The organism is Hydrotalea lipotrueae (assembly GCF_019249625.1).
In the GTDB taxonomy this organism is placed as follows: Bacteria; Bacteroidota; Bacteroidia; order Chitinophagales; family Chitinophagaceae; genus Hydrotalea; species Hydrotalea flava.
In genome coordinates this window covers 1-15,196 of the sequence record NZ_JAESDL010000022.1, presented here as the reverse complement: position 1 = coordinate 15,196, position 15,196 = coordinate 1, and the positions used below count along the sequence as shown (strand labels likewise).

The 15,196-nt window shown below is 35.8% G+C and carries 15 protein-coding genes; 8 read left to right on the top strand and 7 right to left on the bottom strand.

Going from position 1 to position 15,196, the window contains the following annotated elements; genetic code table 11:
• Positions 1–30 precede the first annotated feature (30 nt).
• The 6 genes from JK139_RS12220 to JK139_RS12195 all read right to left on the bottom strand — a co-directional run bounded on the left by JK139_RS12220 (position 31) and on the right by JK139_RS12195 (position 5,504).
• On the bottom strand, positions 31–756 hold the full coding sequence (locus JK139_RS12220; protein ID WP_074420191.1) for a 2-phosphosulfolactate phosphatase: 726 nt from the start codon (positions 754–756) through the stop codon (positions 31–33).
• 125 nt (positions 757–881) lie between these two features.
• The gene (locus JK139_RS12215) at positions 882–1,310 is read right to left on the bottom strand and encodes a septal ring lytic transglycosylase RlpA family protein (protein WP_228733217.1); all 429 of its coding nucleotides are present in this window, start codon (positions 1,308–1,310) and stop codon (positions 882–884) included.
• A 96-nt stretch (positions 1,311–1,406) separates the two neighbouring features.
• Positions 1,407–2,498 (bottom strand): glycine cleavage system aminomethyltransferase GcvT, encoded by a 1,092-nt coding sequence (gene gcvT, locus JK139_RS12210; protein WP_074420192.1) that lies wholly within the window; start codon positions 2,496–2,498, stop codon positions 1,407–1,409.
• Positions 2,499–2,639: 141 nt separating this feature from the next.
• Positions 2,640–4,784 carry a PspC domain-containing protein gene (locus JK139_RS12205; RefSeq protein WP_218331390.1) on the bottom strand — a complete coding sequence of 715 codons (2,145 nt, stop codon included), beginning with the start codon at positions 4,782–4,784 and terminating at the stop codon, positions 2,640–2,642.
• Between the two features lie 78 nt (positions 4,785–4,862).
• Positions 4,863–5,219 carry a PadR family transcriptional regulator gene (locus JK139_RS12200; RefSeq protein WP_074417953.1) on the bottom strand — a complete coding sequence of 119 codons (357 nt, stop codon included), beginning with the start codon at positions 5,217–5,219 and terminating at the stop codon, positions 4,863–4,865.
• Between the two features lie 90 nt (positions 5,220–5,309).
• A complete protein-coding gene (locus tag JK139_RS12195; protein WP_218331389.1) occupies positions 5,310–5,504 on the bottom strand; it encodes a hypothetical protein in 195 nt (64 codons plus the stop codon).
• Between the two features lie 527 nt (positions 5,505–6,031).
• Between JK139_RS12195 and JK139_RS12190 the strand changes: the two genes are divergently transcribed.
• From JK139_RS12190 to JK139_RS12180, 3 genes are read left to right on the top strand one after another with little or no spacing between them, the layout of a single operon-like run.
• Complete coding sequence (locus JK139_RS12190) at positions 6,032–6,307, top strand: hypothetical protein (protein WP_218331388.1); 276 nt, start codon at positions 6,032–6,034, stop codon at positions 6,305–6,307.
• A gap of 43 nt (positions 6,308–6,350) precedes the next feature.
• Positions 6,351–7,115, top strand: a complete 765-nt coding sequence (locus tag JK139_RS12185; protein ID WP_218331387.1) for a GLPGLI family protein — start codon at positions 6,351–6,353, stop codon at positions 7,113–7,115.
• A 27-nt stretch (positions 7,116–7,142) separates the two neighbouring features.
• Positions 7,143–9,827 (top strand): hypothetical protein, encoded by a 2,685-nt coding sequence (locus JK139_RS12180; RefSeq protein WP_218331386.1) that lies wholly within the window; start codon positions 7,143–7,145, stop codon positions 9,825–9,827.
• 168 nt (positions 9,828–9,995) lie between these two features.
• Here the strand turns inward: JK139_RS12180 and JK139_RS12175 are convergent, their stop codons facing one another.
• Positions 9,996–11,189, bottom strand: coding sequence for an acetyl-CoA C-acyltransferase (locus tag JK139_RS12175; RefSeq protein ID WP_218331385.1), 1,194 nt, complete (start codon positions 11,187–11,189; stop codon positions 9,996–9,998).
• A gap of 111 nt (positions 11,190–11,300) precedes the next feature.
• Between JK139_RS12175 and rlmN the strand changes: the two genes are divergently transcribed.
• The 5 genes from rlmN (at position 11,301) to JK139_RS12150 (ending at position 15,014) form a co-directional block, all read left to right on the top strand.
• Positions 11,301–12,344 carry a 23S rRNA (adenine(2503)-C(2))-methyltransferase RlmN gene (gene rlmN, locus JK139_RS12170; protein ID WP_218331384.1) on the top strand — a complete coding sequence of 348 codons (1,044 nt, stop codon included), beginning with the start codon at positions 11,301–11,303 and terminating at the stop codon, positions 12,342–12,344.
• A gap of 189 nt (positions 12,345–12,533) precedes the next feature.
• Positions 12,534–12,677: a hypothetical protein gene (locus tag JK139_RS12165; RefSeq protein ID WP_179853755.1), complete on the top strand. Its 144-nt coding sequence runs from the start codon at positions 12,534–12,536 to the stop codon at positions 12,675–12,677.
• Between the two features lie 97 nt (positions 12,678–12,774).
• On the top strand, positions 12,775–13,830 hold the full coding sequence (locus JK139_RS12160; RefSeq protein WP_218331383.1) for a pseudouridine synthase: 1,056 nt from the start codon (positions 12,775–12,777) through the stop codon (positions 13,828–13,830).
• Positions 13,831–13,844: 14 nt separating this feature from the next.
• Positions 13,845–14,552, top strand: a complete 708-nt coding sequence (locus JK139_RS12155; protein ID WP_228733216.1) for an RluA family pseudouridine synthase — start codon at positions 13,845–13,847, stop codon at positions 14,550–14,552.
• A 57-nt stretch (positions 14,553–14,609) separates the two neighbouring features.
• Complete coding sequence (locus JK139_RS12150; protein WP_288073277.1) at positions 14,610–15,014, top strand: GxxExxY protein; 405 nt, start codon at positions 14,610–14,612, stop codon at positions 15,012–15,014.
• Positions 15,015–15,196: the final 182 nt, after the last annotated feature.

Genomic DNA, 15,196 nt, shown 5'->3' with positions numbered 1-15,196 from the left:
ACTCACTGGCTTAGCTTTCTATTAAAAACCTTAATGCATGGCCAATAATGCACCATTTTTATACAGTGGTAAAACATTGGCTACATTTGGAGTTACACAATATTCTAAATCTTTTTCCAGACCATATGCCGATAGGCGATGCCAGTGTGTTGTTTTTCGGATAAATGTGTGCATATTATCTTGATGCAAGGTATACATTTCCTGTGCCATGAGCGATGCATCACAATGAATTTTAAAATGATTGGTCACTTTGTTTACAACAGCCCCTGCAAATAGGGTATCTTCTAAATTAAATTTATCTTTCCAGGCTGAGCATCCTAAAATAACATTCTTTTTTTGTTGCATTAAAAATTCTGTTACTGCAGCAAGATTTGGAAAAGAACCTGTTATAATTTCTGCAGCACCATTGTTTAATGCCATGTGTAACAAGCGGGTACCGTTAGTAGTTGTTAATACCAATGTTTTACCCTCAATAAAAGATTTAGGATAATCACCGGGTGAATTACCATATTGTAATCCTTGAATTACTTTTCCATCCCGTTCGCCGGCGGTAATACTGTTTGGCGTGGCTTTCCCAATTGATATGCAATTTTCAACACTATCAACCGGAATAATTTTTTCCGCTCCATTGTATAAAGCAGTAGCAATAGTTGAAGTGGCTCTGAACACATCTATTATCACTACAATCGTATTGCTTAAATCATATAAATGTAAAAGTGCAGGCGATAAAACAGTATGCAAAACCGGTTGCTTCATTGATGATAATTTAAAATATGCGTTGCCGTTTAATGGCGAATGAGCAGGCATAAAAAAAATAATGAATGCCTAAACATGTACAAATATACTGGCTGTATTTGAATGTTAAGGGCAGTGATGAATGCTTATTTTCTGTATTCAATTTTTACTTTCACCACACCACTTCGCAACATATCTAAACTTTTGGCTGCATTCTTACTTAAATCAATAATTCTTCCTTTTACAAACGGCCCTCTGTCATTAATACGCACAATCACCGATTTTTGATTGGCTAAATTAATAACTCTTACCTGGGTACCAAAAGGTAAATGCTTATGTGCTGCCGTAAAAGCAGATTGATGAAAAGCTTCGCCGCTGGCAGTTTTTCTTCCTTCAAATTTATCGGCATAATAAGAGGCGTAGCCCATTTCTGTGTGTATCCTTCCACTTCCTGCTAAAGTATTTTCCGGAATTGTTTTTCTATGACAGGCAACTGCCAGTATGCAAAGCAAAAGAATAATGCTTTTTTGAGGCAACAATTTGTTTAAGTTCATTTTTCGGAAGAATATCATCATGTATTTTATTTTGTAAACGATGGGATGGGTGCAATATATTAAAAAAAACAGGCAACAAAATTTGTTGCCTGTAAACAATGCTTTATTAAAAATTTATCAGGATAAAAAGGGCATTTTTACAATTTGTGCTTTCACTAAACTATTCCTGATTTCTATAAAAATAAAATTGCCCAATGCGGCATTTGCTGTATTTACATAGCCCATTCCAATTCCTTTGTTCAATGAAGGGGCTTGTGTACCACTGGTAACATGGCCAATGGTTTCGCCCTGTTCATTTCTTATCAGGTAATGATGGCGTGGAATACCCCGGTCAATCATTTCAAATCCAACTAATTTTTTTTGTATGCCATTTTGTTTTTGTTCCTGTAAAATAGATTTGGCAGTGAACTCTTTGGTAAATTTTGTAATCCATCCTAAACCAGCTTCTAATGGGGTAGTGGTATCATTAATATCATTACCATACAGGCAATAACCCATTTCCAAACGTAAAGTATCTCTGGCGCCGAGCCCTATTGGTTTTAATCCCTGTGGTGTTCCGGTTTGCATGATGGCATTCCAAATGGTTGCTGCTGAACCATTGCTGTCTTCAAAATAAATTTCAACTCCGCCTGCACCCGTATAACCGGTGGCACTAATTAAAACATTTTCAATACCTGCAAATGTTGTTTTGATAAAAGTATAATAAGACAGGTTCAAAATATCTGCATCCGCTAATGGTTGTAAAATTTTGGTGGCATTGGGGCCTTGTATGGCCAGTAAGCAGGTTTTATCGCTAATGTTGTGCATTTCGGCACCAAAAGTTTCATTATTTTGACGAATCCAGTTCCAGTCTTTTTCTATGTTGGCTGCATTTACAACCAGCATATACGAATGGTTTTCATCTAAGCAATACACAATTAAATCATCTACAATACCTCCGTTTGTATTGGTTAGACAACTGTATTGCGCTTTGCCTTTTGTTAATTTTGAAGCATCATTGGTGGTAATTTGTTGAATGAGTGGCAATGCCTGTGGGCCTTTCAGAATAAATTCGCCCATATGGCTTACATCAAAAATACCTGCATTGTTTCTTACAGTTTGGTGTTCATCGTTAATGCCGCTGTAACTAATGGGCATATTGTATCCGGCAAATTCGGCCATTTTAGCGCCTAACGCTATGTGGTACTGGGTAAAAGCTGTGTTCTTCATGTATGCATTTTGTTGGTAACAAAAGTAAGTGAAGTAACAATGGTGTAAAAAAATAATTGCATACATGTATTAAATGATATATACAAAGTGCCTCTACCGTGAACGGCAGTGGCACAGGGGTATTCCCAACTTCAACCTATTTTAAATCGCGAATCGCGTTCTGATTAAATCTGTTACATTTTGTTGTTGCATGTCAATAGAATCATTAGTGGTAGCGGTAACCTTTGTTTTTTTGGGTGCTTCGGGCTGGTAGTGATAGCGGTTGCTGTCTTTGCTGTCCGGTTGGTTCAATTCTTTTTTTAAATCTTCCGATTCTTTTTGTAATTGCTCTAATCGTTGTTGCAGTTCTTTTTTGCTTTCTTGCAGGTTGGTATCATTACTGTCATTATCATTTGAAACATCGTCTAAACCTTTTAACCCATTTTTAGTCATTAAATAAGTTACATTTGATTTCCAGTTGAATGCTCCATTGTCATTCCAACCCCAGTTCCAATTATCATCAAACCCAAGCGAAATATTGTCTGTACCATCATCCCAATTGTTTTTGCTGGTAATTTTTATTTTTTTTCCTACCGGTACAGCTATGGTAACAATTAAATGTTGGTTTCTGAATTTATTGTTTTGGTTAATAGCAATGCCATTGTTAAACCGGATAGTAGAATCGTTTTGTGTAAGCTGAAAAGTAATGGCATCGGCATTTACATTGGCTACAGTTCTGGATGAACCATTGGCTAATTTTACGGCAGTGATGTAAAAACTGTCGGTGGCTGATTGTACAATTCGAATGTTGATATTTCTCACAAATACACTATCTTCATCTATACTGGTAAAAGGTTCTAATCTAAACCACCGGTTATTGTTATAGTAAAATTTATTTTCATTCCCGCGAATAATTTCTAAATAGCCTTTAGTGGGTTGTTGAATGCTGATGTTTTGTTCAATGGGGTTATTGCGGTATCTGAAATCATTGCGCAATGAAACCATTAATCCAATAAAGCAAAACAATCCAATTAACCAAAGTGCCGTAAAACTATAGCGGATAATGTTTTTGTTGCCTTTTACATTGGCTATTTTTCTAATAATAAAAGTAACAATACCAATTACCGGCACCCAAATAAAGAACAGCAATGTACCCCAGGCAAAAATGCTTTGCCAACCACTTTCTAATATGTAATTTTTTAATGGCATTAATCCGGTAAACACTACACCCAACGCAAATAATGCAGCTACAATAGCAAATACTACCACACCAATAATGAAGTAGGCAAATATTTTAAACAACAATACAATTACATCACCCAATCCTCTACCTGTTTTGCGTGCTACGTTAGTTGCTTCTGTACCCATTTCTGTACTCTTTTCGTTAAAGCTTTTGCCAAATTCCTGTGCTTTATTTTTAATATCGTTTCCCATTTTTTCAGCACGTTCTTTAAAGCCTTCCATATCGCTCTGAATGGTATTTTTAATACTTTCTACATCTACCTTTTCGCCGCGTAGTTCTAATTTTTCAGCAGCCGTTTTTGCTTCGGGTAATACTATCCAGAATATAATATAAATTACCAATGCACCCGGGCTGAATGAAAAATTTACAAAACTTGGAAAATCAAATAATCCCCAATGCCAGTGCCTGAAAGCAAATGATATAAAAGGCAGTATGAATAGTGCCCTTGGTATCCAAACATTGATGCCAAAATATTTTGATAAGCCACTGCACACACCTGCAATCATTTTATCATCCGGATCGCGGTATAATTTTTTGCGTTGTGCGCCAATCATTTTGGAAGCAGTACTGGGTACTGCAATCCATAAAACCAAATAGGGAATGAAGGTTACACCAATAAAAATGGCAGTAAGAATACGAATAATTAGGGGGTCAATATTTAGGTAGTTGGCAATGCCACTACACACACCGCCCAAAATTTTATTGTTTTCATCGCGAAATAAACGATTGCCGGAAGTTGAGCTGCTGCCGGTATTGTTTCTTTTGTTTTCTGCAGTGGTTTGTTCTGCACTGTTTACGCCTTCTGCATCAAAATCCTGTGGCCTTCCCATACTATTTAATACAGATTCTACATCTGCATCTGTAATACAGGTATTGCCTTTTTGAAGCACTTCTGCAAATAGTTCTGCAATTCTTCCTTCTATGTCATTAATAATTTCATCACGCCCCTCTTCATTGGCAAAATATACACGCAGGCTGTCTATATATTGCTGTAAATTGTCATAGGCAGATTCTTCAATGGGAACAACTCTTCCCTGAAAATTAATGTTGATTACCTTTTTCATGGTTAAATGTTTTGTTTGCCGAATAAAATGGGTGCCGACATGGTATGGCCGTTTCCATCATTCCATTCAGAAAGTTGGTTAAGGTTGGTCTGTTTCGTTGTTTTGGTTTTTAGGCTTAGTTAAGGCATGAACGGCATCGGCCAGTTCGTTCCAGGTATCTTTTAATTCTTCATAAAACGCCAAACCTTTATCCGTCATCATAAAGTATTTCCTCGGTGGTCCACTACTACTTTCTACCCATCTGTAACTAAGCAGGCCTGCATTTTTTAAACGGGTAAGTAATGGGTACAATGTTCCTTCTAAAATGTTTAAGTTGGCGGCTTTCATTTGTGCAACAATATCGCTCGGATACACTTCGCCCTGGCGAATGACTGATAAGATGCAAAACTCCAATACCCCTTTACGCATCTGGCTTTGTGTGTTTTGAATGTCCATACTTTTCGGAGTTTTAATGTTTGCTTTTTGTAAAGCATTTGTTTTTCAATTCATTTTTCTCACCCATAGTTATTATTGGGATCAATTTTATTATAAAGCCAAATATCTTCTCTGTCCCCTAACTTTTCTCATTCTGTGTATGTTCCATAAATTGGCGGCACTTAAAACCGGTTTAACGGTTTTTAAAATGGCTGCACTGGCAATGGTTTCTTTTGTTTCGGCGGTTAATTGTGCAACTTCTAATTGGGTTAAGTTAGCGAAGAATTGTTTTTGTTGTGTTTTCATTTTTTTATGTTTTTAAGATAATTTGTCTCATTGACAACACAAAGATACAATTTTATTTGGTACTATGTAACACATGGTACTAAGTTTATTTTAGTAATAGGTTGACTAAGGAATTCTATGATTATCTCAAATAAATGATTATCAATCATTTATGTAAAAATTCATGATTTTTTTCTTCGACTGATTAGGATGAACGGTAAAATAAAGTGATGAAAAACGTTTTTTTCAACCATTAATCGGGGCAAAAATTATTAGCATTATGGGTTTGAGCTGTTATTCAGGTATTTAAAAAACAGCTTAGTGCAAAATGATATTATTATTTATAACCTCTAAGAAAATTTGAATCATATTTTATTGAATGTTGATGATGCATTAATTGTGTTAGGTGTATGCTTTGTTTAAACTTTTCTGTTAGGTTTCGATGATATGTATTAAAAATTGATTAAAATAATTTAAAAATTTGTAAATTATAATATATATATTCGTATTATTAAACTATTAATTAATACATCTTAAAATGATTGTTTATGAAAAAAATAATACTTACCTCATTATTTGCCATGCTTTGTATAATTGGTAGTAATGCTGCTGAAAAAAAAGAAATCCCAAAGCAAAGTAGCCCAATAACATTCTCTTTGTGTAATGCTACATTCTTTACTTATGAATTTAATACTGCCTGTGGTTCATATACTTATTTTTTGTATGATATCACATACAATTGTAATACTTATGCAGTAAACTGGTACCTTTCTAATATCATTCCGGGAGATTGTAATAATGGGCAACTCTCTTTGATTGCTTAGTTTTTTTAAAATTATTATTATATTGATTAAACCCTTTTTGATAATGAAAAAATACATTTTTGTTGTGATTATGGTTGTGTTTAATTTACCTGTTTTGTATGCTCAAATCACAAGTAAAAAAGGTTACGCAGTTTATCATCTTTTTAATAATTATAATAATGAAACCATTGATTTTTGGTTTTCTGCAGATACCTATATATACAATGTTAGAAGAAAAGATTTCAGGGCAAGTAATGATTATAAAAGTAGAATTATAACATTGTCGAAACAAGATTCGCTCAATTTTGAAAAGGTGATTGATACCATTAACAAAAAGAATCAAGCACTACCTCCCAGATACATATATGGCAACTTACGTACAAATTTTACTTTGCAAAATGAATTAAATGCCAATTTGCAACCGGTTTGCGTAATAGATACCTTGCATTTTATAACCTGGCAAGTATTACCTGATACCCTTACCATTAATGGACTGTTATGCCGTAAAGCAAAAGGAAATTTTGCCGGTATGGAATACGATGCCTGGTTTGCCCCTTCTATACCCGTTGCTGTAGCACCGCTGCAACTCAGAGGTTTACCAGGGCTATTGGTGAAGCTTAATAATTTAACCACACATACACAGGTTGTTATGACTTATTTTGAATGGCCTGCCAAACAATGGGTGAAAGCAACACCTTGTAATGCTGCCACAGCTATTGGACGAACGGCTTTTAATGAACAAAACAAGATGAGACAAGCACAACACATGAAAAATATAAAAAGTGCAAAAACTATGAGTGATTTGTTGAATAGCATTCATAATAAATAACGAATTATTTGTTTATTTAGAATAGTAATGCAAAAATTATTTATATGTCTGCTTTTAACCATTCTTTCTTTACAGCTATTTGCACAAACAGTTATCATAAATGGATATGTAAAAGATTCATCCGATAAAGCTGTTTCATTTGTAATTGTAAGTTTTAAAAAAGATACAATCAGCCAGCCTTTTCTTTATGCTATAACAAATGAAGATGGCTATTTTACTATTTCGATTAAAAAAGAAAAACTCCCCGGTATTTTAGAAGTTAATAGCATTAATTATAATAGCAAAGTTTTTAAAATTGAATCGGATTTTAAACTCCCCAGTACACCTCTGGTTATTCACTTGCAACACAGAACAACTCCTTTGCCTGAAGTGATTGTAAAATCTGAAATTCCTATTTATGTGCGTGGTGATACGACTACTTTTAATGTAAAATCATTTAGAACAGGTAATGAAAAAAATATCGGCAACTTATTAAGCAATATGCCCGGGTTTGAAGTGTTAAATAATGGTAAAATTAAATTTAATGGAAAAATAATCGATAAAATATTAATTGAAGGGGATGATTTGATGGGAAGAGATTATGGAGACTTAACCAGCAAATTACCGCCAACTGGCTTAAAAGAGATTGAAGTAATTGATAACTATACCGATAATGAAAACATTATTTCAAGTTTTGATAACTATAGTAATCGTCAGGTCATTAATCTTAAGTATGATTCAAGTTTCATCAATCAAAATTTTGGGAACGCTGAGTTGGGCGGTGGATTCATTAATAGATATGTAACTAATGTACAAAACATGTCTGTTTTTAAAAATTTCAAGAATTTTTTACAAGTAAATGCGAATAATACAGGTACATTATCAAAAAAAATATTCCAAAATCAGGATGATAAAAATGATGAAACAGATTTGCTGAGCTTCAATAATCATTTTAGCAATACTTTGAAATCGTTAATTAATATGCCCAATGATGTGGATGCCAAAAACAATCCACTTTTTGAAAATAAAACAAGATCGCTTTTAGCTACTTCTTTTTTCAGGCCATTAAAGTATTTCATTGTTAGGAATACCTTGGCAATTTCTACTGATACTTTTGCACAGAAATTAAATACTAATATAGCATTTCTCCTTCCACCGCTGATTCTACGCACCTATAGCAATCAATATATTAATCAGCACATCAATGGCTTAAAAGAACAACTGAGCATCAATTATATCCGCCCAAATAATCAAATTTCATTACTTGGACGCTTCATGATGAATAATAATACATTATTGAACAGCGGGAGCCAATTTGGCTATTTATACAATGAAAATTATAATTTTAAACACAGTAATACTTTTATAAAGAGTTTGTATATACACAAGTTCAGTAATCATGCAGCAGTGTTGGGTAGCTTTCAATTTTCCTCTTCACAACTTCCTGGTAATTTGCAATTATTACCTGCTAATTATTTTAAACATTTTCCCCAATCGGTAAACTGGTGGCTTATACAGCAACAGGAATCGCAAAAGGCCAATCATACTATTGCATCTGTATCCTATATTCAAAAATTACATAATCATAAAATTTCCTTTCAATTATTGAATGAATCCAGTTCAAGTTCACTATCTAATTCAATTAGTGTAACCGATAGCATGTTTTATATGTATTCATTTTCAAATGATTCCATTAACCATTTTCAAATTCGTTATAATTATTTTATGGGTAAATTAGAAGACCAGTGGTGGTATCGAAAAGATATTAATTTGGTATATGGATTAAAATATTTTTACATCATCAATCTGCCTGGTTTTTCTGCTAACAGTTTACAACAAAATTTACTCACGCCTTTTTTTTCAGTATTTTTCAAACTGTCTTCCCATCAAAATCTGTCATTTGCTTATAATAATGAGCCGGTATATCCTAACATAAACAAAGCCGGAGCAGGTTATCAATTCACCGATTTTAATTCCATTTCTAAAGGGCAGGATTCCTTGTATATTAGCAATGCTCGAAGTTTAAATCTGAATTATTCCTGGTTGGATTTTTTTAATAAGAAACAATTATTCCTGATAGGGTTGTTGTATACAAAACAACCCCAAAATTATATCTCATTTTCTAATCCCGGATTAACAGATAATTTTATCTATAATGCCGTAACAGATAAATATATGGAGTTGTATACTGCTTTTATGAGGCTGGAAAAATTCTATCATAATTATACAATTAAAATAGCCCCACAATTAAGTTTCTCTCAAATTCAATCATATAATGGAATCGGGGCTGGTTTGTATCAGGCAAAAAATACTTCAACACGGGTAGGTTTAGCAACAAGTATAAAATTTAATAAAGCACTGATTGCCGATTGCAATTTTTTTCAAACATTTAACCGTTCAAGTTCTGCCAATAATTCCACTAACGTATTTACTTCCTACATTTCTTCCTTGGATATGGGTTTGTCATGGAAATATAAATCTATATTTTCTGTTACTGGAAAATTTAGCGGAAATTATATTGCTGCTCCTAATCAGCCTTCCAGATTTTCTTATATGGATGAATTGGCTTTTATGTTGAATGAAAAGCACCATGTATCGATTGGCTTAAATGCCAGCAATATTTTTTTCACTAAGTATTTTGCCAGCAACTTTATAACAGCAACCTATACTAACTATACACAATACACAAATTTTCCCAGATGGGTATTAATAACGGTAACGTACAACTGGTAGGTATTTGATGTATATTTTTTGGTAAATCATGATACAGCAAATTGTCGTGCATGCAGGTGTGCAATTTTGAATGTGGTGCAATCTGGTTCTATTGCTTTTCAAAATCAGTAAATATCATTCTATTTTGTTTCCCTTTCAGTAGGTCTTTTATATTGCCGGTAAAAATTATTACATCCCCTCATACACTATAGCTGCACCCTGCCCAACCCCTACACACATGGTTGCCAATCCATATTTGGCTTTTCGCTTTTTCATTTCATGCACCAATGTGGTTGAAATACGGGCACCACTACATCCCAAAGGATGCCCTAAAGCAATGGCGCCTCCGTTTACATTAATTTTAGTTGGGTCTAGTGATAAATCGCGCATGCAGGCAATACTCTGACTGGCAAAGGCCTCATTCAATTCTATCAAATCAAGATCATTGGCCTGCAAGCCGGCTCTTTGCAATGCTTTACGGCTGGCGGGTACCGGTCCAATACCCATAATGGAAGGATCCACCCCGGCAGTTCCCATACTCACCACCCTGGCCATGGGTTGCAAATTAAATAATTGAACTGCCTGTTCACTGGCTAATAATAAAGCTGAAGCCCCATCGTTAATGCCGCTCGAATTGCCGGCTGTTACTGAACCCTCTTTGGCAAAAGCAGCTTTTAAACCGGCTAATTTTTCCAAACTCGTTGGGCGTGGATGTTCATCCGCAGCAAAAACAGTTGGCGTTTTGTTTTCGGTAATTTCAACCGGAATAATTTCGTCTTTCCATTTACCCGCAGCCAATGCAGCTGCATATTTTTGTTGTGAAGCCATAGCAAAAGCATCTTGTTCTTCCCGGCTAATTTTCCATTGATTGGCCACATTTTCAGCCGTTTCGCCCATATTGTAGGGGTAATACATGGCTGCTAATTTTTTATTGGTAAAACGCCAGCCAATGGTGGTATCGTAGGTTTCGGTTTTACGGCTCCAGGCACCATCGCTCTTGGCAGTTACAAAGGGGGCACGGGTCATGCTTTCCACGCCACCGGCTATATACAGCATCCCATCGCCACAGGCAATAGCTCTGGCTGCATCCATAATGGCTTGCAAACCACTGGCACATAAGCGGTTTACGGTATTGCCGCCTACCGTAACGGGTAAGCCTGCCAATAGTGCGGCCATCCTTGCTACATTGCGATTGTCTTCACCCGCCTGATTGGCTGCTCCGGCAATTACATCTTCTATTTTATTTACATCTATGTTCTGATTGCGTTGAAGCAACGCTGATATCATCAATGCCAGTAAATCATCGGGCCGCATGGTGCTTAATTTGCCGCCATAACGGCCAATAGGGGTGCGTACAGCATCAATTATATAAACCGCTTTCATATATAAATTATTTTTTATGAAGTATCATCAAATAAATGTGTTGCAAAGGAAAACAAATCACATTATCTGGCAAAATATACCTCTTGACGCTTCTGTACTTATCTTTGCCGCATGAATCAATTACCGAATATACGTGCGTTGAGTAACGAACAGTTAGCCGGGTTTATGGAAAGCATTGGCGAAAAAAAATTCAGAATACAACAAATACAGGAATGGCTTTGGCTAAAACATGCCTCCGGGTTTGATGATATGACCAATTTAAGTAAGGTACTTCGGCAACAACTATCCGAACATTTTTCACTGCCCGCATTAACCATCGATACTACACAAAACAGCGCCGATGGTACCGTTAAAACCCGTTTTACCACTTTCGACGGGCATAAAATTGAAGGCGTTTTAATTCCTACCGATGAAAGAAAAACGGCCTGTGTTTCCTCGCAAATTGGTTGCAGTTTAAGTTGCAAATTCTGCGCTACCGGTTACATGGATAGAAAACGCAATTTAAATTTTGATGAAATTTATGACCAGGTCATGCTCATTAACCAACAAAGTGAAGCCCTGTACCAAAAAAAGTTAACCAATATTGTGTTTATGGGCATGGGCGAACCTTTATTGAACTATACCAACGTATTAAAAGCCATTGATCGCATTACAGCAGAAGATGGTATTCACATGAGTGCAAGGCGCATTACCGTATCAACTGCCGGGGTAGCCAAACAAATCAAAAAATTGGGCGATGATGCTGTAAAATTTAAACTGGCGCTTTCATTGCATGCACCTACCGATGCTAAACGTAATGAAATTATGCCCATTAATGAAACCAATAACCTGAAGGCATTGGTGGAAGCACTCAATTATTTTTATGCCAAAACAAAAAATGAAATTACTTTTGAATATATTTTATTTAAAAACTTTAATGACTCACAAAAAGATGCGGAAGATTTGATTAAATTATATCGTCAGGTTCCTGCCGATTTGGTGAATATTATTGAATACAACCCCATTGATGCATTTGCTTTTCAAAAACCGGATGAAGAAGGAATGGAACGGTTTATGCAACATCTGGAAAAAAACAGGGTAAATGCCCGTTTGCGTAGAAGCAGAGGGAAAGATATTGATGCCGCCTGTGGCCAATTGGCCAATAAAGGCAAATAAAATTATTGATTAGTCCTTATTAAATCGTTAAGAATGGCAGTTCATACACTTTGAGCTGTTTTTTTAATTATATTTATGCTTGTTTTAACCTATATGCTATTTGTATTTCATACGCTGCAATAATAGCTGTATACATTAGGCTAATGGTTCAGCACTGTGGTAATACAATAAAAATCAAAAAATGAGCAAATGAAAAAAATTTGGAGTGTACTTTCTGTAGCCCTGCTACTAAGTTTTGGGGCAATGGCGCAACCCTATCATTTTAAAGGCAAAAGCAGGCATCGCCATGCATGGCATAAACACATTAAAAAGTACAACAAAAAGCATTTGTAACGCCGGTTGCAAATGACTGTACACTGCTTTAATGCCTTACCGTGCATTATTTTACATACTTTTGCGCTGCCTGTTGTAAAACAGTAAAAGAAAATATATGGCGAAAGCATTTGAAAAGTTTATGGATAGCAGCCCCAAAGGTGCTAAGAAAAAAGAGGCCATACGCCAGGAAAAAAGAAAAGCAAAAGCCGCTTCCCGTGCAGAAGGTGAAGCATTCCGAAAAAAACAATGGGAAAAAAAACATGGTATTGCTCCTGCAGCACCTGCCCCACCATCCCGATCAAAAAATTTTGATAAAACCGCACTTATCCCTGAAAAAGAGGTGCGTCAGTCCTCTAAATCATTTCCCGATTCCTCAAAGCAAAAAGCAACTGCACCCGTTATTACGGTAGCTGCCGATCCCCTTGCGCCTATGCCACTAAATAAGTTTTTAGCGCATGCCGGTATTTGTGGAAGGAGAGAAGCGGCTGAATTAATTAAAGCCGGACAGGTTACCGTGAATGGCGATACCATTTTTGAACCCGGCTATAAAGTGTTGGGGAATGAAGATGTAAAATGGAAAGGCAAAAAAATATTTCTGCAAAAAAACTTAGTGTACATACTGCTGAATAAACCCAAAGATTATATCACTACCGCTAAAGATCCGGAAGGTAGAAAAACAGTGCTGGATTTGGTGAAAGATGCTGCCAAACAAAGGGTATATCCCGTAGGCAGGTTAGATAGGAATACAACCGGTGTTTTATTGCTTACCAACGATGGGGCATTGGCGCAGAAGTTAACACATCCCTCTTTTCAGGTAAAGAAAATTTATGAGGTGAAATTAGATAAGCCTGTGGCTAAAAAAGATTTCGAAGCTTTACTCGAAGGATTTCAATTAGAAGATGGATTTATTAAGGCCGATAGCGCTGCTTATGCCGATGCAAAAGATAAATCGGTAATTGGTATTGAAATTCACAGTGGCCGTAACCGCATTGTACGCCGTATGTTTGAACATTTGGGCTATGATGTGCGTGGGTTAGACAGAGTTTTGTTTGCCGGACTTACCAAAAAAAATATAGACCGGGGCACCTGGCGTTTTTTAAACGAAAAAGAAATCAGAAACTTAAAGTTTATGAACGGTTCCGGATTTGTGAAAGATAAAAATCATGCTTAAGTTCAGTTGCAATTATGATGAAATTGGATATTATTCTTGAAAACGAACAATTCATTGCCATACACAAACCATCGGGTTTATTAAGTATTCCCGACCGAATAGGAAAGGAGCTGAGTTTAAAAGATATATTGAAAGAAAAATATGGCAATATCTACACCGTTCACCGGTTAGATAAAGATACCAGTGGGGTGATTGTTTTTGCCAAAGATGAAGCCACCCACCGTACGCTCTCTCAAATGTTTGAAGCTAGGGAAGTGAACAAAATATACCATGGCCTGGTATATGGCGTTCCGGTGCATACAACAGGCACCATTGATGTACCCATATTTGCACATCCCGGCAAAAATGGTTTAATGGTAACAGACAACAAGGGTAAACCTGCTATTACTGATTATGCATTGGTAGAAAATTTTGGAAAATATGCCTGGATGCAATTTCAAATTCATACCGGTCGCACCCACCAAATCAGGTTGCACATGAAGTATATTGGGCATAGTATTGTGTGCGATGCTTTATATGGCAATCCTGCACCATTGCTGCTTTCTTCCATTAAGCGCAATTTTAAGTTAGCAAAACAGGCAGAGGAAGAAAAACCTTTGTTACAACGATTGGCATTACATGCTTCTGGATTATCTTTTAAATGGAACAATGAAACATTCCAATTAGAAGCTCCCATCCCTAAGGATCTTCGCGCTGTATTACAACAATTACGTAAGTGGTAATATTGCTGTTTTCTTTAAATTAGCCTTACTGCAAATGCGTATAACGAAAACAGTAAAGTGTTATCATTTATTTTGAATGAGTCTATGAATGAAAACGAATTATCATATAAAATAATTGGTGTGGCTGTAGATTTGCATACCCAATTAGGACCGGGATTATTAGAGTCTGTTTATGAAACCACTTTGGCCTATGATTTAAGGGAAATAGGGCTTGAAGTGAAAACACAGGTTCCCATGCCATTGGTTTATAAAGAAGTGAAGCAGGATATTGGCTATCGGATTGATTTACTGGTTGAAAATAAGGTAATTATTGAGGTAAAGTCTGTTGAGAATTTAGCTGCTGTTCATTTTGCTCAAACATTAACCTATTTAAAACTGGCAGATAAAAAGTTAGCACTGCTTATTAATTTTAATACAAAACTTTTGAAAGACGGTATTCACAGAATTGTGAATCGATTATAAATTTTGCTCTATATTGTTCTTTGTGCTCTTTGCGAGAAAAAATATGTTTCACGCAAAGCACGCTAAGGTTGTTCGCGAAGCCCGCAAAGTTTTTTTTGGTATCATTTCTTTGTGCTCTTTGCGAGAAAAAATATGTTTCACGCAAAGCACGCTAAGGTTGTTCGCGAAGCCCGCAAAGTTTT

Excerpts from the sequence above, each read along its gene's own strand:
- JK139_RS12220 (WP_074420191.1), bottom strand. The coding sequence starts at position 756 with ATGAAGCAACCGGTTTTGCATACTGTTTTATCGCCTGCACTTTTACAT.
- JK139_RS12215 (WP_228733217.1), bottom strand. The coding sequence starts at position 1,310 with ATGATGATATTCTTCCGAAAAATGAACTTAAACAAATTGTTGCCTCAA.
- gcvT (WP_074420192.1), bottom strand. The coding sequence starts at position 2,498 with ATGAAGAACACAGCTTTTACCCAGTACCACATAGCGTTAGGCGCTAAA.
- JK139_RS12205 (WP_218331390.1), bottom strand. The coding sequence starts at position 4,784 with ATGAAAAAGGTAATCAACATTAATTTTCAGGGAAGAGTTGTTCCCATT.
- JK139_RS12200 (WP_074417953.1), bottom strand. The coding sequence starts at position 5,219 with ATGGACATTCAAAACACACAAAGCCAGATGCGTAAAGGGGTATTGGAG.
- JK139_RS12195 (WP_218331389.1), bottom strand. The coding sequence starts at position 5,504 with ATGAAAACACAACAAAAACAATTCTTCGCTAACTTAACCCAATTAGAA.
- JK139_RS12190 (WP_218331388.1), top strand. The coding sequence starts at position 6,032 with ATGAAAAAAATAATACTTACCTCATTATTTGCCATGCTTTGTATAATT.
- JK139_RS12185 (WP_218331387.1), top strand. The coding sequence starts at position 6,351 with ATGAAAAAATACATTTTTGTTGTGATTATGGTTGTGTTTAATTTACCT.
- JK139_RS12180 (WP_218331386.1), top strand. The coding sequence starts at position 7,143 with ATGCAAAAATTATTTATATGTCTGCTTTTAACCATTCTTTCTTTACAG.
- JK139_RS12175 (WP_218331385.1), bottom strand. The coding sequence starts at position 11,189 with ATGAAAGCGGTTTATATAATTGATGCTGTACGCACCCCTATTGGCCGT.
- rlmN (WP_218331384.1), top strand. The coding sequence starts at position 11,301 with ATGAATCAATTACCGAATATACGTGCGTTGAGTAACGAACAGTTAGCC.
- JK139_RS12165 (WP_179853755.1), top strand. The coding sequence starts at position 12,534 with ATGAAAAAAATTTGGAGTGTACTTTCTGTAGCCCTGCTACTAAGTTTT.
- JK139_RS12160 (WP_218331383.1), top strand. The coding sequence starts at position 12,775 with ATGGCGAAAGCATTTGAAAAGTTTATGGATAGCAGCCCCAAAGGTGCT.
- JK139_RS12155 (WP_228733216.1), top strand. The coding sequence starts at position 13,845 with ATGATGAAATTGGATATTATTCTTGAAAACGAACAATTCATTGCCATA.